This is a genomic window from Pseudomonas sp. D8002 (assembly GCF_013385695.1).
Classification (GTDB): Bacteria; Pseudomonadota; Gammaproteobacteria; order Pseudomonadales; family Pseudomonadaceae; genus Aquipseudomonas.
On sequence record NZ_JACAPM010000009.1, the window covers coordinates 358 to 15752 of the forward strand.

Genomic DNA, 15395 nt, shown 5'->3' on the forward strand with positions numbered 1-15395 from the left:
GAACCCTAAGTGGCCGTTACCGAAGAAACGGATATGTACCCCCCTCCCCCCATCTCATGCTAAACCCCTGGCCCGCCAGCAAAACACCGCACTGACCGCAATCGCCGCCCCCGCCACGCCAAACACCCAAGGCGCCGACGCCATCGGCAACAACAACCCCGCCAGCAAAGGCCCAAGCCCCGCCCCCACATCACGCCACACCGCATTCGACGCCAACGCCGAAACCCGCATCGCCCCCGGATTACGCTCCGCCACCAGCGTCGTCACCAACGGCAACTGCAACGCCCGCAACACCAACACCGCCGCCGCCCCCACAATCACCCAATGACTACCAAACGCCCCCAACGCCAACGCACTGAGAAACGAAAACAGCAGCAACATCGAAGTAGCACCAAACTGCTGCGCAGCACGCCCCCCCAGCGGACTCAGAAGCAACTCCGAAACATAACGCAGCGCCATCAACCCACCGGCAATCAATACCGCATTGCCACCCAACAGCTTCTGCGCCTGAATCGACAGGCCAAAGATAAACAGCCCATCCAGCGCCACCCCTTCGATAAACGACCAGGTCGCCACACTGTCAGGCAACTTGAACCGCCGCCCCGGCGTGCCATGCAAATTGTGACCCGCAGTCGGCAACCCCCGCGCCATCCACAACCCCACCAGGCAACACACCGCCAGAATCCAGAAGATCGGCCGCGGCCCAACCTGCAACGTCAGCCAACCACCCAACGGCAAGGCCAGCATCGGCCCCAGGGCAATCAACGCCCGCGACCGCCCCGCCCGCCGCGCCGCACCCAGCGGTTCAGAGGTAGCCAATACTTGAGTGGAAAGGTTCAACGCCGCAAAACACAGGCCCCAGACCAACCGAAGCCCGAGCAAGGCCGCAAACCCGGACAGCATCGAGTTGCCAAGAGCACACACCGCCGCCGCGCCGGCGGCAATGGAGCACGTCAGCCGATCACCGTTGCGGGCGTAGAAATTCAGAACATGCTTGTAGCCGAAGATCCGCACCAGGCGGTTGGCCGCCAGCAGCACCCCGGCCTGGGCCAGGGTGATACCGAACGCCTGGGACTCCATCGGCAGCACCAGGTACAGCAACACGTCACTGGGCAGGCACAGGCCAAGGGTCAGCGCGGCACGGCGGGAGTGGGAATCAGCACTGCGTTGGGCCAGATCAGACATAAAAGCTGAAACATTCAGAATTATTTAGACGGCCACGGTAGCCGTCTACCTCAAGGTTTTACAAGGCCCAAATAATTAAACCTTGGCGCCGTCCTGCATCAGGCGCAACCCGCTGGCCACCGCGCCCACCAGGGCAAACCCGCAGCCCAGCCACAACGCGTACTGCGGGCCGCTGCTCAGGGACAGGTGGAAACACAACGCCACCAACGAAGCGCCGAGTGTCTGCCCCATCAACCGCGACGTGGCGACGATCCCGCTGGCTCCCCCGCTGCGGGCAATCGGTGCGCTGGTCATGATCGCCTTGAGGTTGGGCGACTGGAAAAAACCGAACCCGGCGCCACACAGGGCCATGCGCCAACCGATGTCGAAGGTCGAGGCGTCGTTGCCCAGGGTCGCCAGCGAGGCCATGCCCGCGCTCAACATCACCAGGCCGATGCCGCACAACAACGCCAGGGAGATACGGTCCGCCAGGCGCCCGGCAATCAGCGCCATCACCGCGACCACCGCCGGCCACGGCGTCATCAGGAAACCGGTGGCCACCTGGCTGTGCCCCAACACGGTTTGCAACAGGAACGGCAGCGACACAAACGCCAGCCCCTGGGCGCTGAACGCGCAAATCGCGGTGAGGGCCGACAAGGTGAACAGCGGGCGCTTGAACAGATCCACCGCGAGCATCGGCGCCGGGTGCCCGGCCTGACGGCGGATCAGCAACAGCCCGCACAGCAGCGCCACGGCGATCAGCCCCAGCGTCAACACCGCCTGCGCACCGTGCACCGCCGAGCCCAGGCCCAGCACCAGCAGGGCAAACAATCCGGCGCAGAGAATTGCCGCCAGCCGGTCGAAGGCATGCCCGGTGATCGGGATCACCGGAATCGCCCGCACCCCGAGCCACAGGGCCAGTGCCCCCAGGGGCAGGTTGATCAGGTACAACCAGTGCCAGGTAGCCACCGATAGAATCGCCGACGCCGCCGTCGGCCCCAGGGTAAAGGCCAGCCCCACCACCAGTGAGTTATACCCCAGCCCCCGGCCGAGGATTTTTGCCGGGTAGATGTGCCGCAGCAGCGCAATGTTGACGCTCATGATTGCCGCAGCACCCAGGCCCTGCACCACCCGGGCGGCAGTCAGCGTCGGCAGTGACCAGGCCAGCCCGCAAAACAGCGACGCCACCACAAACACCAGCAAGCCGCCGAGGAACACCCGGCGGTGGCCGACCACATCACTCAGGGACGCAAAGGGCAGTACCGCGGCAATGGTCGCCAACTGGTAGGCATTGACCACCCAGATCACCGAAGCGGAGTCGGTGCCAATCCCTTCGGCCAGGGTCGGCAACGCGGTGTTGACGATGGCCGTGTCGAGGGTCGCCATGCCGATCCCCAGGGAAATGGCGACAACCGCCGCTAGACGCTTATCACTGGGCAACCCATCAGCTACTGAAGACATGGACAATCCGCACACGTGGCAAAGGCGTCTAGATTACGGGCAGCGGCCTTTTTTTTCAGCGGGCAAATGCGCGGCTGTCCAAATATTCATGTTCAGGTGCGCCATTTGCCCATCTGCGCCATCTGCACCAGCACCTCGGCCAGGGCGGGCTGCGGCGCGCTGTTGACGGTGACCAATGCCACGCAACGGCTTGGCCGCAAGGTCGCCGCGGCGGTGGCAGCGCGGCCGCCGAGATCGAACCCGCCGAGCACCGCCTCGGGGATGTGCAAGGCGTTCATCAAGTCCAGCACGTCCTGGCCGAGCACCACTTCCTGAGTGCTGGCGGGTGCCGCCTTGTCCAGCGGCGTGGTAGTGCCATGGCCACGCAGGTACGGGGCAACTACCCGAAAGCCCCGGGCGGCCAGGTAGGGTGCGACCTCGGCGAAGCGCTCCAGGTCGCCGTCCGCGCCATGCAGCAAAATGATCGGCCTGCCCTCTTCCGGGCCGGCCTCGTAGTAGCCGATATCCAGCAGGTCGGTGCTGACCTGGCGGATCGTCCAACGGGCGGGCGTCGCCATGACCGGCAGTGACAACGCCACTGAAGCAATGGCGCTGGAAATCAGAAAGCGACGGCGATTGAAAAAAGACATGGTGTTAGAGCTCCGAAAAATGCGACACAGAAAGGTCTTCAACGACCCCCACAATCAACTCGCTGCCGATCCAGCCGGCCAGCCACTCACCGGCTTTTGCCACGCCCTTCTCCTCCCCCAGGCGCTCCACCAGAAACTCGCACAACCCGGCAAAACTGCCGTCGCCTTGCAGGTGCACCAAGGCCTGGAACTCCAGCGCATCGACCTGGCGCAAGCGCGAGGTGAACTGGCGACGCCACACCAGCAGCCCACCGGCCTCGGCCAGCATCAGCGCCTCGGGCGCAGGGGTTTGCTGCCACAATGCCGACCAGATCGCCTCGGCGTTGGTGGTCAGCCCATGGCAGCGCAGCGACGGCGTGAGTTGCAGGCGTGCCGTGTCCCAATCCACCGACGCCAGCACGTCCATGGGCAACGGGCTGGCATCGGCGGCGACAAACGCTTCATTGAGCGACGACTCGATCCAGGCCAGTTCATGCACGTCGGGATTGTTGGGGAACAGTTCGCCCAGGGTCAGGTGAAAACCCTCGGGATAGACGTCCAGGGTCCAGGCATGGGGCGGATGCCGGTCGATATGGCTGACGCACGCGGCCAGGAACGCCTCGTCCCCGACCCAGCGCCGCAGGTTGGGAAACGCCTGTTCCAGGCAACCCACCAATTGCGCGCGGTAGTTGTTCTGATACACCGCCAGTCCCGCGGCCTTGTTACCCAACATCTCGGCCGACTGCTCCGAGGCACTCACCAGCCAGGTATGAAAAGCCTGCTGCCATTGCGCGAGATTCATGAGCGCACCTGCGCACGCTTGTAGGCCTCGGAGGCACCGAGCATGCGGGCGATCGACAGCTCCTCCAGCAGCTCTGCCAGGGGCGGGATCTCGTCATCGCGCTCGATCATCGTGGCGACCGGGCCGAGCAACGCAACGGCCTTGGCATACAAGTCCCAGACGCCATCACACACCGGGCTGTCGTGGCTGTCGATCAGCAAATCGCGGCCCTGGCTATGGCCGGCCAGGTGAATTTGCCGGACCCGCTCGGCCGGAATCCCGTCGAGAAACGCGAGAGCGTCAAAGCCATGGTTGCTGGCGCTGACAAACACATTATTGACGTCCAGCAACAGCTCGCAGCCGGTGCGCCGGGACATGGCGGCGATGAATTCCCACTCGCTCATGGACGCGTCATCAAAGGCCAGGTAGCTGGACGGGTTTTCAAACAGCATCGTGCGGCCCAACACTTCTTGAGCCAGGTCGATATTGGCGCAGACCCGGTCCAATGCCTCATGGGTGTAAGGCACCGGCAACAGATCATGGGAGTTGAAACCCCCGCTGCGGGACCAGCTCAAGTGGTCGGACACAAACAGCGGTTCGATCTCGTCCACCAGCGACTTGAGGCGTTTCAGGTAATCGCGATCGAGTCCCTCGGCCGTGCCGATCGACATCGACACCCCGTGCAGCGCCACCGGATACCGCTCGCGAATCTGGCGCAGGATGTGCCGGGGCTGGCCGCCCGCGACCATGAAATTCTCGGAGATCACTTCAACGAAATCCACCGCCACCGGGTTCTCCAGGAACTCGCTGTAGTGTTCCTTGCGCAGCCCCAGGCCATAGCCTGGAAAACGCGGGTTGGGTGTCGGCATCATGTGGTCTCCGTTGCATAAATAGGCGGCGGGCCCAACCTGGGCCCGCCGGGGTGTTACTTCGGTTCGGTAGTGGTGCCGCCCAGCTTCAGGCACTCGGACGGGGTCTTGACGACAACGCCCTGGCCCTTGCAACTGTTGAGGCCCTTGCAATCGTTCTTGGCCGTGGCGCACAGGCTTTCGCCCTTGCAGTTGTTCACGCCGTAGCAGCGACCCGGCTGTTCCGGCTGGTCGGCGGCGCTGGCGGCCGCCGCGAAGGAAGCGGACGCCATGGCGATCAGGGCGGCAGCAGTGGCAAGGCTCAAGCGGGATTTGATGGATGTGCTCATGGGTATTACTCCTCGGGGGTGGGGTTTATTTGATGACGGATGCCGCGTCTTCGATGACCTTCGCCACAGCCTCGGGCTGGGAGATGTACACCGAGTGGCTGGCCTTGATTTCAGTGACTTTCGAGCCGGCGCGCTTGTACATCCAGCGCTGCAGATCGGGGCTCAGGGCACGGTCTTCGGTGGACACCACGGCGTAGGTCGGCTTCTTGTGCCAGGCCGCGGCCCACACGGTGCCGCCGAACAGCGCGGTGGTGGCCGGCACCTGGGAGGCGGCCATGAAGTCGGTGCGGTTGGTGGTCAGGTCGGCAGCAAAATCGGCATTGAACTTGGTGCGATCAAAGAACAGATGCCCGTCGCGGGTCTGCATCACGTCATTGCTCGGCGCCGGCATCGACGACAGCAGCTGGCTCATGTTCTCGCCGACTTCTGGTTGCAGGGCCGAGACATAGACCATCGACTTGACCTTGTCGCGGTCACCGGCAATCGAGATCACCCCGCCGCCAGAGCTGTGACCCACCAGCACCACCGGGCCGACCTGCTGCTCCAGCACTTCGCGGGCCTCGGCCACGTCGGCGGCGAGGCTTTCATGGCCCTGATGCACCACGGTGACCTTGTAGCCCTTGTGAATCAGGATGTCGTGCACCACTCGCCAGCCGGAGCCGTCGACAAAGGAACCGGGCACGATCACCACGCTTTTACCGGTGCCCGGCTGGGGCTTGGCTGCATCGGCGGCCGAGGCCACCAACGGTGTAGCGAGTGCCATGGCGATCGCCAGGGAAGAAAGAATACGCATGCGACTCTCCACAGGCCTTGGGGCCTGATCATTGTTGTGAAAGGGTTAACGGCGTTGGCCGGACAGCAAGCAGTCCAGTGACCAGGCCCCGCCGCCATACGCCAGCAGCGGCAGCAACAAGCCCGCCCAGGTCAGGTGGGTCGGCCAGGCGTCGGGGTACACGAACACCTCGATCACCAGGGTCATGCCCAACAGCGCGGCAGCCGCCGGGCGGGTCAGCAGGCCCAGCACCAGCAACAGCGGGAACAGATGCTCGGCGTAGGTCGCCAGGTGCGCTGCCCAGTCCGGCGGCACCAGCGGCAAGGCGTATTCCGAGCGAAACAAGGTGTAGGTCGACGGCTTGAGCTGCAGGAAACCGGTCACCTTGGTGCGGCCCGAGAGGAAAAACACCGAAGCGATCCCGAGGCGGGCCACCAGCAACAGCAGCGCCTCAGGCAGCACACGCTTGAGCACCGCAGGGGCCAGGGCAATCATGGTTGTTCCGTCAGGCTGCCGAAGCCTTTGGGGGTTTTGATCTGGGTGCAGGTGCCTTTGTCCACCAGCACCCAGGCGTTGCCCTGGTAATCCGCCTTGGCGGTGCCGGCGCAGGAAGTCCCGGCACCGGCGGCGCAATCGTTGGCACCGGCGAGGGACACGCCGAAGCATTTTTCCTGAGGCTTGGCATCCTCGGCATGGGCGGTGGCGGCGAAGGCACCGAGGGACAGTGCGAGGGTGGCGGCAAGGGCTGCGTAATGGCGCTTCATTGTTGAATCTCCTGGCTTGACTGAATGTGGCCAGGGCGCTTGTGCGGTGGGTGACCGCCTGCGCCATCTGGTAGACAGATTTAAAGCCAGGCGTGTATCCCGTCTGTGTCGCGTTTCCTCCTTCTATTCATGCCGGTGTATCAAGTGGGTGCTGATACACAGTCTGATACACAGCCAAAAAAACCACGCCAAACCACCGCCGTTTTATTCGGCATCCCGAACGACACAATTAGAAATATTCGCCTTTCCGAACACCCACCTTCCCCCGCTTTCGACGACCTCAAAAATCCCCATAAATTTCATACGGTTGTTGTCATCTTTGTTACATGCCAACTGGCATACATTCTGCTACATCAGGTTTTCTAGTAATAAAATGTTTCTAAATTGAAACAGTCTCATCGCCTGAAACCCAACGGCCCCGCGCCCTATAACAACGTCCATGCCCCAAAGGAGGGCGACAACTCTCACCTTTTTGATCGACTTCAACTCTCCAAGCCTGCTGCCGCACGTAAGCACCCAAAAGGGCGAATGGCCTGATCGCCAATAACAAGCCCGACTACAAAAAAGGACAAATTGATGAGTTCGAGCAAATACCCCGCAGTGTCCTTCACGGACCTCGTCCCCCAGGCCCCGGACCACACCGAGAATGCAATCGGTTTTGGCCCCTTTCTCTTGTTGGCGCGCCAGCATGTATTGCTGCGCAACGGCGAGCCGGTGACCCTCGGCAGCCGCGCCTTGTACTTGCTGATCGCCCTCGCCAGCCGGGCTGGCGAGTTGCTGGAAAAGTCCGAGCTGATCTCTTTCGCCTGGCCCAAAGTGGTGGTGGAGGAATGCAACCTGCGCGCGCAGATCGTTGCGCTGCGCCGGGCGCTGGGGGATGACGGCAACTTCAGCTACATCGTCACCGTGCCGGGCCGGGGTTATCGGTTTGTCGCGCCGGTGACGATGCAGGCAGTGAGTGAAGGCGCCATCGCCCAGGCGCTGGTGCCCGCCCCGACGGTGGACGTGCCCAACCTGCAACCGCCGCCCAGCACAGTGATTGGTCGCGAACAGCTGATCCTGAGCCTGGCCGACCAGGTACTGAGCCAGCGTTTCGTGACCATCACCGGCCCCGGCGGCATCGGCAAGACCACCGTGGCCCTGGCCGTGGCGCAACTGCTGCAGGGCCGCTTTCACCAGGGCATGTGCTTCGTCGACCTGGCCCCCGCCACCAGCGGCCAATGGGTGGCCGGCATGCTCGCCAACGCCCTGGGCATTCAAAGCGTGAGTGACGAGCCCTTGCAAAGCGTGGCCTCGATGCTCGCCAACAGCCCGTTGCTGCTGGTGCTCGACAACTGCGAGCACGTGCTGCAAGCCACCGCCGACGTCGTCGAAGTGCTGCTGCGCTGCGCGCCCCAGTGCTGCGTGCTGACCACCAGCCGCGAACCGCTGCGGGCCGAAGGCGAACGGGTGCACGACCTCGCACCGCTGCTGGTGCCGGACGAAGACGTGAACTTGAGTGCCGAGCAAGCCATGACCTGGTCGGGCATCGCCCTGTTCATCGAACGGGTCAAGGCCCTCGACCCCGGCTTCGTGTTCAAGGACACCGACGTCGCCGCCGCCAGCGCCATCTGCCGCAAGCTCGACAGCAACGCCCTGGCCATCGAAATCGCCGCAGCGCGGGTCCGCACCTTTGGCATCCAGGACCTGGTGGGGTTGCTCGACGGCAGCTTCCGCCTGCAAATGACCGGCCGGCGCACCGCCCTCGCCCGCCACCGTTCACTGAGCGCGACCCTGGACTGGACCTACTCGATGCTCACCGGCGACGAACAGGCCATGTTGCGCCAACTGGCGGTGTTCACCGGTTCTTTTACCCTGGACGCGGTCAAGGCCATGACCGCCAGCAGCACCCTCGATGCACGCAATGCCCTGCCCTTGCTGGAAAGCCTGATGGACAAGTCGCTGCTGATCGCCGGTGAATCGCAGTTGCTCAAGCGCTACCGCCTGCTGGAAACCACCCGCGCCTACGCCCTGGAGAAACTCAACGAACACGGCGAAGCCGATGCCACCCGCCAGCGTCATGCACTGTATGCGCTGGGCGTATTGCAGGAAGCCGGGCAGACCCTCGACGGGCTTTCTCCCGAGACCTGGATCGGCCTCTACGGCCCGGAAATCAACACCATCCGCACCGCACTGGAGTGGGCCTTTTCAGCCTCGGGCGACCTGCCCACCGGCATCGAACTGACCCTGGGCGGTGTGCCGCTGTGGCTGCGCCTGTCGCTGGTCAGCGAGTGCCGCACCTGGGTCGACAAAGGCCTGGCCAGCGCCGCCACCACCCCGCTGCCGCTGCGCCAGCGCATGCTGTTGCAAACCGCCCTGGCCAGCGTGCTGATGCTCACCTATGGCACCGGCGGGCCAATGCGCGAAGCCTGGCGCCAGGTGCGTGAAGACGCCCGCGACCTGGGCGATGCCGAGCACAAGCTGCGGGCGCTGTGGGGCCTGTGGAGTGACCGCTGCGGCTGCAACCAGTACGTCGAAGCACTGGAATTGGCCGAGCGCTACATCAGCCTGAACAACAGCGGCAACCAGCAACTGCTGGGTAAACGCATGCGCGCGCTGGCGTTGTTTCACATGGGCGACCTGGCCGGCGCCCGACAGAGTATCGACGAGGCGCTGGGGTCACCGTCAGCCCCGCGCTCGCATATTATCGACGTGCATTTTGACCAGCGCATCGCCGCCCGCTGCCTCAAGGCACAGGTGCAGTTGCTGGAAGGCGACGTCGACCCGGCACTGCGCCTGATCGGCAGTTGCGTCGATGAAGCCATCACCCTCGATCACCCCGCGACACTCTGGTACACCCTGTGCCTGGGGGCAATTCCGCTGGCGCTGTTGGCGTCCAACCTGCCCAAGGTGCGGTACTACCTGGGCTTGCTGCAAGACAGCACGACCCAGCAGGACCTGCACATCTGGCGTCAGTTTCGGCTGTGCTTCGAGAGCATCCTGCTGATCCGCCAGGGGTCGCCCGAAGAAGGCGTGCCGTTGCTGGGTGAGGCCTTGCATCACCTGCATGGGCAAGGCGACAGCCAGCTTTATAGCTTGCTGCGTTGTGAATACGCCCTGGGGCTGGCGCGGCTGGGCCTGGAGAAACTGGCGCTGGAGGTGTTGGAAGACACCCTGCAATTGGCGCTGGGCCGGCATGAGCGCTGGTTCGTGCCGCAGATGTTGCGGATCAAGGCGCAGCTGATTCTGCGCCAGGCCCAGTACGGGTCGGTGGACAAGGCCAAGGTGTTGCTGCGCCAGGCGTGGGTGGATGCGCAACTGGCCGGGGCGCATTTCTGGCGGGCGCAGATTGCCAGTGACCTGGCCAGGTTGCAGGAGCCGAAGATGCGGATTGCTTCGTTGCCAAGGTTTCAACACCGGTAGAGGCTGCCGGCAGGGGACGGTAAAAAGGGGACAGATTTATTTTATAAATAAATCTGTCCCCTTTTCGCTCTTAAATAAATCTGTCCCCTTTTCGCTCTCGGCAGCCGCGCTATTGATCCGCTGCATAAATGACGGTTTGCGCACTGTCGGGTACAGCGGGTCGGCGGGTGAAGTAGGTGTCGCCTTCATCCGTATGAATCTCATATTCAAACTTGCTGGTCGCGCGGCCCGTGGCGGTGGCGTGCTTGATGATCTTCAGCACGCGCTGGAATTTCACACTTTGGGTGCCGTTCTGGCTGGGCCCGGTGAGCACGTTGACGCTTTGAAACCAGCCGTCGTTCTTCTTGTTCGCCACCAGGGCGCCGGTCATGGCTTCAAACCGCTCCAGCCGGGTAAAGCCCCACAATGTCTGCTCTTCCACGGTTTGGCCGAGGGCCGCAGAGCCGGTAAACACGAACAGGTTGATCGCCGGGCTGTCTTCACAGAAGAAATCGTAAGGCACCAGGCCGTCGACCATTTTCTTGCCGGCCACGAAGCCTTTTTTGTGCACCTGAAACATCGCCACCTCCACGCCAATGGCGTCACTGAACATCAGCTCACGCAGGAGAAAAGTCTAAAGGCGCAGGGCGTACAGGGCGGTCAAGCCAATGTAATATCGTGTAAAGATCCCACCCGAGGCAGGATGATTTCCACGCTCAACCCGCCGGACGGCTCGTTGTGCGCCTCGATGGTGCCGCCATGCATTTCCACGGACCTCAAGGCGATCGCCAGGCCCAGTCCGAAACCGGCATCGGTGTCATGCGGGCCACGTTCGAAAGGCTCGAAAATACTCCGCAACCGCAGGTTTTCAACGCCCGGACCCTGATCGGTGATCAATACCCGCAGCCAACGGGTGTCGGGGCTGACCTCCGCCGAAACCCGCACCGTGGTATCAGGCTGCGTGTAGCGCACGGCATTTCGAATGACATTTTCGAAACACCGATACAGCAGCTCGCCGCTGGCCCGACTGACAAAGTCCGGACACGCCTGCAAGCTGACACTGCAGCCTTTGATACCCGCCTCGAACTGAGCATCCTCGACAATCACGGCCAGCAATTCGACGATATCCACCGGCTCGCGCTCGATGCTTTCGGGACGGCCCTGCACACGCGCCAGGGTCAGCAGCGCCTCGATCAGCGTGTCCATGCGCGCCGATTCACGCTGGATGCGCCCGAGCATTTCCTGGCGTGCCGGGTCTTGCTGCAACAGCCCGATGGCCACTTGCAGGCGCGTCAACGGTGAGCGCAGTTCATGGGAGATGTCGTGCAACAGCTGTTGCTGGGCCTCCACCAGCAGCTTGAGCTGGTTGGCCATGCGGTCGCAGTCTTCGGCCAGGTCGACGATTTCATCACGGCGCTTGCCCATCATCGGCCGCACCCGGGTTTCGAAGCGGCCCAGCGCAACGTCGCCCATCGCCCGCCGCAGATAAGCCAGCGGCCACGCCAGGTAGTAGGCCATGTACCCACTGAACAGCGCGCTCATCAGCGTGCCGATGATCAGCGGGATCCAGTGGCCCAGGCGCCCGGGTTCGTGGGGAGGATGGGAAGACCTGAGGGACAGCGCGGCCCCGTCCTTGCTGATCAGCGACTTTTCATAAGCCACCTGCGAGACCGGCGTGCCGGCCAGCAATTGACCGGCACTGTCATAAACGCCAATGGCTTGGCCGTGGGGTGGCTGCCACACCGCCAGGAGCTGGCGGCCCGACTCGACACCGTACTGTTCCAGCAACTGTTCTTCGCTGGCCAGGATCGCATCCAGATGATGGTCCCCGGGGCCCAGGCTGCCCGCCACGAGAATGCTCAAGCCCACCAGGAACGTCAGGCTGGTGGCCAGCCAAAAGGCCAGGAACAGTTTCCAGAACAGCCGGCTGGGTTTCATCATTCGGCGATCAACAGGTAACCGAGGCCACGCACGCTCTGGATCCAGGCCTTGGCATCCGGGCGCGGGCCCAACTTCTGGCGAATGCTGCTGATATGCACGTCGATGCGCCGGTCATAGCGGGTCAACGGGCAGCCCAGGGCATTGAGCGACAGGTCCTTTTTGCTCACCACCTGGCCGGCGCACCGGGCCAGCACTTCAAGTAGGCTGAATTCGGTACTGGTCAGCCCCAGTGCGCAGCCTTTCCAGAGGGCCTGGCGCTTGCCGGGCCAGAGCACCAGGGCGCCGGTCTTGATCACGTCAGCGGCCGGCGGGTCCACGGGTTGCACCCGGCGCATGATCGCGCGCAGGCGCGCCACCAGCTCCCCCGGGGAACTGGGCTTGGGCACATAATCGTCCGCGCCGAGTTCCAGCCCGGTGATCCGGTCGATGTTGTCGCCCCGGGCCGTGAGCAACACCACCGGCACCTGGCTGCTGGCCCGGATACGCCGGAGCACCTCGATGCCCGAGAGCCTGGGCAGCATCACGTCCAGCACCACAATGCTGTAGCGCCCCGACAACGCCTCAACTTCACCCTCCTCGCCGGTGTGCACGCAGGTCGCCTCAAAGCCTTCATGCTCCAGGTATTGGCCCAGCATTTCAGTCAGTTCCTGGTCATCGTCGACTAGCAATACGCGGATCATGGCGAGCTCGTGAAAGGGTACCCCCACAGTATCGCCCAGCCTCATCGCCCCGGGGCCAACCTTTACCTAACTTGACACTTGGTTAACCGCACCAAACCCGCGCCGCTCTTATGCTTGCCGTCCACCCGTCTGGCCGCGTTGTGGTGACCCGTCTGCGGCGAGTCATCCCGGCGCGCTTGCGCTGCTTGTCGATGTGTTCTGGAAAAGATCTTGATGAATTTTTCGCGCCTGCTCTGCTCGGTTGCGCTGCTGCTCAATGTCACACTTGCACACGCTGAAGCCTTCAAAATCTCGGATATCCGTATCAACGGTCTGCAACGGGTCTCGGCGGGCAGCGTGTTTGGTGCCTTGCCGCTGAACGTGGGGGACGAGGCGGATGACCGACGGCTGGTGGATTCCACCCGTGCGTTGTTCAAGACCGGCTTCTTCCAGGACATCCAATTGAGCCGCGACGGCACGGTGCTGATCATCAATGTGGTCGAGCGCCCATCGGTGTCCAGCATCGAGTTCGAAGGCAACAAGGCCATCTCCACCGAAGACCTGCTCAAGGGCATGAAGCAGTCGGGCCTGGCCGAGGGCGAGATCTTCCAGCGCGCCACCCTGGAAGGCATGCGCAACGAACTGCAGCGCCAGTACGTGGCCCAGGGTCGCTATTCGGCCACGGTCGACACCGAAGTGCTGCCGCAGCCGCGTAACCGCGTGGGCCTGAAGGTCAAGATCGACGAAGGCTCCGTGGCCGCGATCCAGCACATCAACGTGGTGGGCAACCACGTGTTTACCGACAAGGAACTGATCGGCACGTTCACCCTCAAGACCAGCAACTGGCTGTCGTTCTTCACCAACGATGACAAGTACGCCCGTGAAAAACTCACCGGGGACCTGGAACGCCTGCGCTCCTATTACCTGGACCGTGGTTATATCAACATGGACATCACCTCGACCCAGGTGTCCATCACCCCGGACAAGAAGCACGTCTATATCACCGTCAACATCAACGAAGGCGAGAAATACACGGTGCGTGACGTGAAGCTCAGCGGCGACTTGAAAGTGCCCCAGGACCAGCTTGAAGCCCTGTTGCTGGTGCAGAAAGGCCAGGTGTTCTCGCGCAAGCTGATGACCACCACCTCGGACCTGATCACCCGGCGCCTGGGTAACGACGGCTACACCTTCGCCAACGTCAACGGCATGCCCACGCCCCACGATGAAGACCACAGCGTGGACATCGTGTTTGCGGTCGACCCGGGCAAACGGGCCTATGTGAACCGCATCAACTTCCGTGGCAACACCAAGACCGACGACCAGGTGCTGCGCCGGGAAATGCGCCAGATGGAAGGTGGCTGGGCGTCGACCTACCTGATCGACCAGTCCAAGGTTCGCCTTGAGCGCCTGGGCTTCTTCAAGGAGGTCAACGTCGAAACCCCAGCCGTGGCGGGGGTCGACGACCAGCTTGATGTGAACTACGCGGTCGAAGAACAAGCGTCCGGCTCGATTACCGCCAGCGTCGGTTTTGCCCAGGATGCCGGGCTGATCCTTGGCGGTTCGATCACCCAGAACAACTTCCTGGGCACCGGAGATTATGCCAGCCTGGGCCTGACCCGCTCGCAGTACCAGAGCAAGTACAACATTGGCTTTACCAACCCCTACTTCACGCCGGACGGGGTGAGCCTGGGCTATAACGCGTTCTACAGTGCCACCGATTACAACAACTACTACGACGATGGCAGCGGTGTTTCCTACTACTCCATCAACAGTTACGGCCTGGGGGCCACACTCGGCTACCCGATCAATGAAACCTCGCGGTTGAGTTTCGGCCTGACGGTGCAACACGACAGTATCGACCCGGGCATCTACAGCTCTGATGAGATCTACGATTTTCTTCAGCGCGAAGGCAGTGAGTTCACCAACTTCAAGGCCAACCTTGGGTGGTCGGAGTCGACGTTGAACAAAGGCGTGATGCCGACCCGTGGTTACTCGCAGAACCTGAACCTGACGGTGACGCTTCCGGGCAGTGACTTGAGTTTCTACAAACTCGATTATTCCGGGCAGACATTTGTGCCGATCACCAATTCGACGACGCTGCGTTTGCATACCAAGCTCGGTTACGCCAACGGGTACGGCTCGACGGACGGCCTGCCGTTTTATGAAAACTACACGGCCGGGGGTGAAGGTTCGGTGCGCGGGTTTGAAAGCGGCACGCTTGGGCCGCGCAGTACGCCGGCGACCGGGGCGTATGCCAGTGCGGGCCAGCAGTACTACAGCGACCGCAGTCCTGAGGCGTTGGGGGGCAACATCCTGATTACCGGGGGGGCGGAATATCTGTTTCCGATGCCGTTCCTTAAAGATAATAAATCGGTGCGTACGTCTGTGTTCTGGGATGTGGGTAACGTGTATTCGGACAAGTGTGCCCTCAGTACTACCCAGGGTTGTAATGGGGTTGACCTGAGTCAGCTGGGTGCATCTGTGGGGGTTGGGGCTACGTGGTACAGCCCGTTGGGGCCGTTGAGTATCAACCTGGCGTTGCCGGTTCGTACGCCGGAGAATGCGACCAAGCAGGTGTTCCAGTTCTCCATGGGGCAGAATTTCTGATCTGCCTGGGTACATATCCGTTTTTGCGGTTATGGCCGCTATTGGTTCCGCTCTTACAG

14 protein-coding genes are annotated in these 15395 nt (G+C 62.6%); 2 read left to right on the forward strand and 12 right to left on the reverse strand.

The genetic code is table 11. From position 1 onward, the window contains the following. Positions 1 to 54 precede the first annotated feature (54 nt). The 9 genes from HX807_RS05810 to HX807_RS05850 all read right to left on the reverse strand — a co-directional run bounded on the left by HX807_RS05810 (position 55) and on the right by HX807_RS05850 (position 6748). A complete protein-coding gene (locus HX807_RS05810; RefSeq protein ID WP_177049470.1) occupies positions 55 to 1185 on the reverse strand; it encodes an MFS transporter in 1131 nt (376 codons plus the stop codon). Between the two features lie 75 nt (positions 1186 to 1260). Continuing rightward, the gene (locus HX807_RS05815) at positions 1261 to 2625 is read right to left on the reverse strand and encodes an MFS transporter (protein ID WP_023658995.1); all 1365 of its coding nucleotides are present in this window, start codon (positions 2623 to 2625) and stop codon (positions 1261 to 1263) included. Between the two features lie 92 nt (positions 2626 to 2717). Then, positions 2718 to 3254: an alpha/beta fold hydrolase gene (locus tag HX807_RS05820; RefSeq protein ID WP_102368641.1), complete on the reverse strand. Its 537-nt coding sequence runs from the start codon at positions 3252 to 3254 to the stop codon at positions 2718 to 2720. A 4-nt stretch (positions 3255 to 3258) separates the two neighbouring features. Next, entirely contained in the window at positions 3259 to 4035 is a 777-nt protein-coding gene (locus HX807_RS05825) for a DNA-binding domain-containing protein (RefSeq protein WP_177049472.1), read from the reverse strand. Continuing rightward, positions 4032 to 4883 carry a DUF692 domain-containing protein gene (locus tag HX807_RS05830; protein WP_177023419.1) on the reverse strand — a complete coding sequence of 284 codons (852 nt, stop codon included), beginning with the start codon at positions 4881 to 4883 and terminating at the stop codon, positions 4032 to 4034. The genes HX807_RS05825 and HX807_RS05830 overlap by 4 nt, the downstream gene beginning before the upstream one ends. A 56-nt stretch (positions 4884 to 4939) precedes the next feature. Beyond that, positions 4940 to 5212 (reverse strand): hypothetical protein, encoded by a 273-nt coding sequence (locus tag HX807_RS05835; RefSeq protein ID WP_003211275.1) that lies wholly within the window; start codon positions 5210 to 5212, stop codon positions 4940 to 4942. A gap of 25 nt (positions 5213 to 5237) precedes the next feature. Continuing rightward, positions 5238 to 6005 carry an alpha/beta fold hydrolase gene (locus HX807_RS05840; protein WP_003211274.1) on the reverse strand — a complete coding sequence of 256 codons (768 nt, stop codon included), beginning with the start codon at positions 6003 to 6005 and terminating at the stop codon, positions 5238 to 5240. A 45-nt stretch (positions 6006 to 6050) separates the two neighbouring features. After that, on the reverse strand, positions 6051 to 6479 hold the full coding sequence (locus tag HX807_RS05845) for a DoxX family protein (protein WP_177049474.1): 429 nt from the start codon (positions 6477 to 6479) through the stop codon (positions 6051 to 6053). Then, complete coding sequence (locus HX807_RS05850; RefSeq protein WP_003211270.1) at positions 6476 to 6748, reverse strand: DUF2282 domain-containing protein; 273 nt, start codon at positions 6746 to 6748, stop codon at positions 6476 to 6478. Before HX807_RS05850 ends, HX807_RS05845 begins: the two co-directional genes overlap by 4 nt. 576 nt (positions 6749 to 7324) lie before the next feature. On the opposite strand from HX807_RS05850, the gene HX807_RS05855 reads away from it, so the two are divergent. Beyond that, a complete protein-coding gene (locus HX807_RS05855) occupies positions 7325 to 10150 on the forward strand; it encodes a winged helix-turn-helix domain-containing protein (protein WP_177049476.1) in 2826 nt (941 codons plus the stop codon). Between the two features lie 109 nt (positions 10151 to 10259). Here HX807_RS05855 and HX807_RS05860 read toward each other — a convergent pair whose 3' ends face one another. The 3 genes from HX807_RS05860 to HX807_RS05870 all read right to left on the reverse strand — a co-directional run bounded on the left by HX807_RS05860 (position 10260) and on the right by HX807_RS05870 (position 12750). Next, positions 10260 to 10709, reverse strand: a complete 450-nt coding sequence (locus HX807_RS05860) for a hypothetical protein (RefSeq protein ID WP_177049478.1) — start codon at positions 10707 to 10709, stop codon at positions 10260 to 10262. A gap of 80 nt (positions 10710 to 10789) precedes the next feature. Next, positions 10790 to 12070, reverse strand: coding sequence for a HAMP domain-containing sensor histidine kinase (locus HX807_RS05865; RefSeq protein ID WP_032898573.1), 1281 nt, complete (start codon positions 12068 to 12070; stop codon positions 10790 to 10792). Beyond that, a complete protein-coding gene (locus HX807_RS05870; protein ID WP_003211262.1) occupies positions 12067 to 12750 on the reverse strand; it encodes a response regulator transcription factor in 684 nt (227 codons plus the stop codon). Before HX807_RS05870 ends, HX807_RS05865 begins: the two co-directional genes overlap by 4 nt. Positions 12751 to 12963: 213 nt before the next feature. Here HX807_RS05870 and bamA point away from each other — a divergent pair, with 213 nt between their 5' ends. Continuing rightward, positions 12964 to 15336 carry an outer membrane protein assembly factor BamA gene (bamA, locus tag HX807_RS05875; protein ID WP_102368638.1) on the forward strand — a complete coding sequence of 791 codons (2373 nt, stop codon included), beginning with the start codon at positions 12964 to 12966 and terminating at the stop codon, positions 15334 to 15336. The last annotated feature ends 59 nt before the right edge of the window (positions 15337 to 15395 follow it).

What these genes read in the sequence shown, in the direction of transcription:
- HX807_RS05810 (WP_177049470.1), bottom strand. Translation starts at nt 1,185, where the DNA reads ATGTCTGATCTGGCCCAACGCAGTGCTGATTCCCACTCCCGCCGTGCC.
- HX807_RS05815 (WP_023658995.1), bottom strand. Translation starts at nt 2,625, where the DNA reads ATGTCTTCAGTAGCTGATGGGTTGCCCAGTGATAAGCGTCTAGCGGCG.
- HX807_RS05820 (WP_102368641.1), bottom strand. Translation starts at nt 3,254, where the DNA reads ATGTCTTTTTTCAATCGCCGTCGCTTTCTGATTTCCAGCGCCATTGCT.
- HX807_RS05825 (WP_177049472.1), bottom strand. Translation starts at nt 4,035, where the DNA reads ATGAATCTCGCGCAATGGCAGCAGGCTTTTCATACCTGGCTGGTGAGT.
- HX807_RS05830 (WP_177023419.1), bottom strand. Translation starts at nt 4,883, where the DNA reads ATGCCGACACCCAACCCGCGTTTTCCAGGCTATGGCCTGGGGCTGCGC.
- HX807_RS05835 (WP_003211275.1), bottom strand. Translation starts at nt 5,212, where the DNA reads ATGAGCACATCCATCAAATCCCGCTTGAGCCTTGCCACTGCTGCCGCC.
- HX807_RS05840 (WP_003211274.1), bottom strand. Translation starts at nt 6,005, where the DNA reads ATGCGTATTCTTTCTTCCCTGGCGATCGCCATGGCACTCGCTACACCG.
- HX807_RS05845 (WP_177049474.1), bottom strand. Translation starts at nt 6,479, where the DNA reads ATGATTGCCCTGGCCCCTGCGGTGCTCAAGCGTGTGCTGCCTGAGGCG.
- HX807_RS05850 (WP_003211270.1), bottom strand. Translation starts at nt 6,748, where the DNA reads ATGAAGCGCCATTACGCAGCCCTTGCCGCCACCCTCGCACTGTCCCTC.
- HX807_RS05855 (WP_177049476.1), top strand. Translation starts at nt 7,325, where the DNA reads ATGAGTTCGAGCAAATACCCCGCAGTGTCCTTCACGGACCTCGTCCCC.
- HX807_RS05860 (WP_177049478.1), bottom strand. Translation starts at nt 10,709, where the DNA reads ATGTTTCAGGTGCACAAAAAAGGCTTCGTGGCCGGCAAGAAAATGGTC.
- HX807_RS05865 (WP_032898573.1), bottom strand. Translation starts at nt 12,070, where the DNA reads ATGATGAAACCCAGCCGGCTGTTCTGGAAACTGTTCCTGGCCTTTTGG.
- HX807_RS05870 (WP_003211262.1), bottom strand. Translation starts at nt 12,750, where the DNA reads ATGATCCGCGTATTGCTAGTCGACGATGACCAGGAACTGACTGAAATG.
- bamA (WP_102368638.1), top strand. Translation starts at nt 12,964, where the DNA reads ATGAATTTTTCGCGCCTGCTCTGCTCGGTTGCGCTGCTGCTCAATGTC.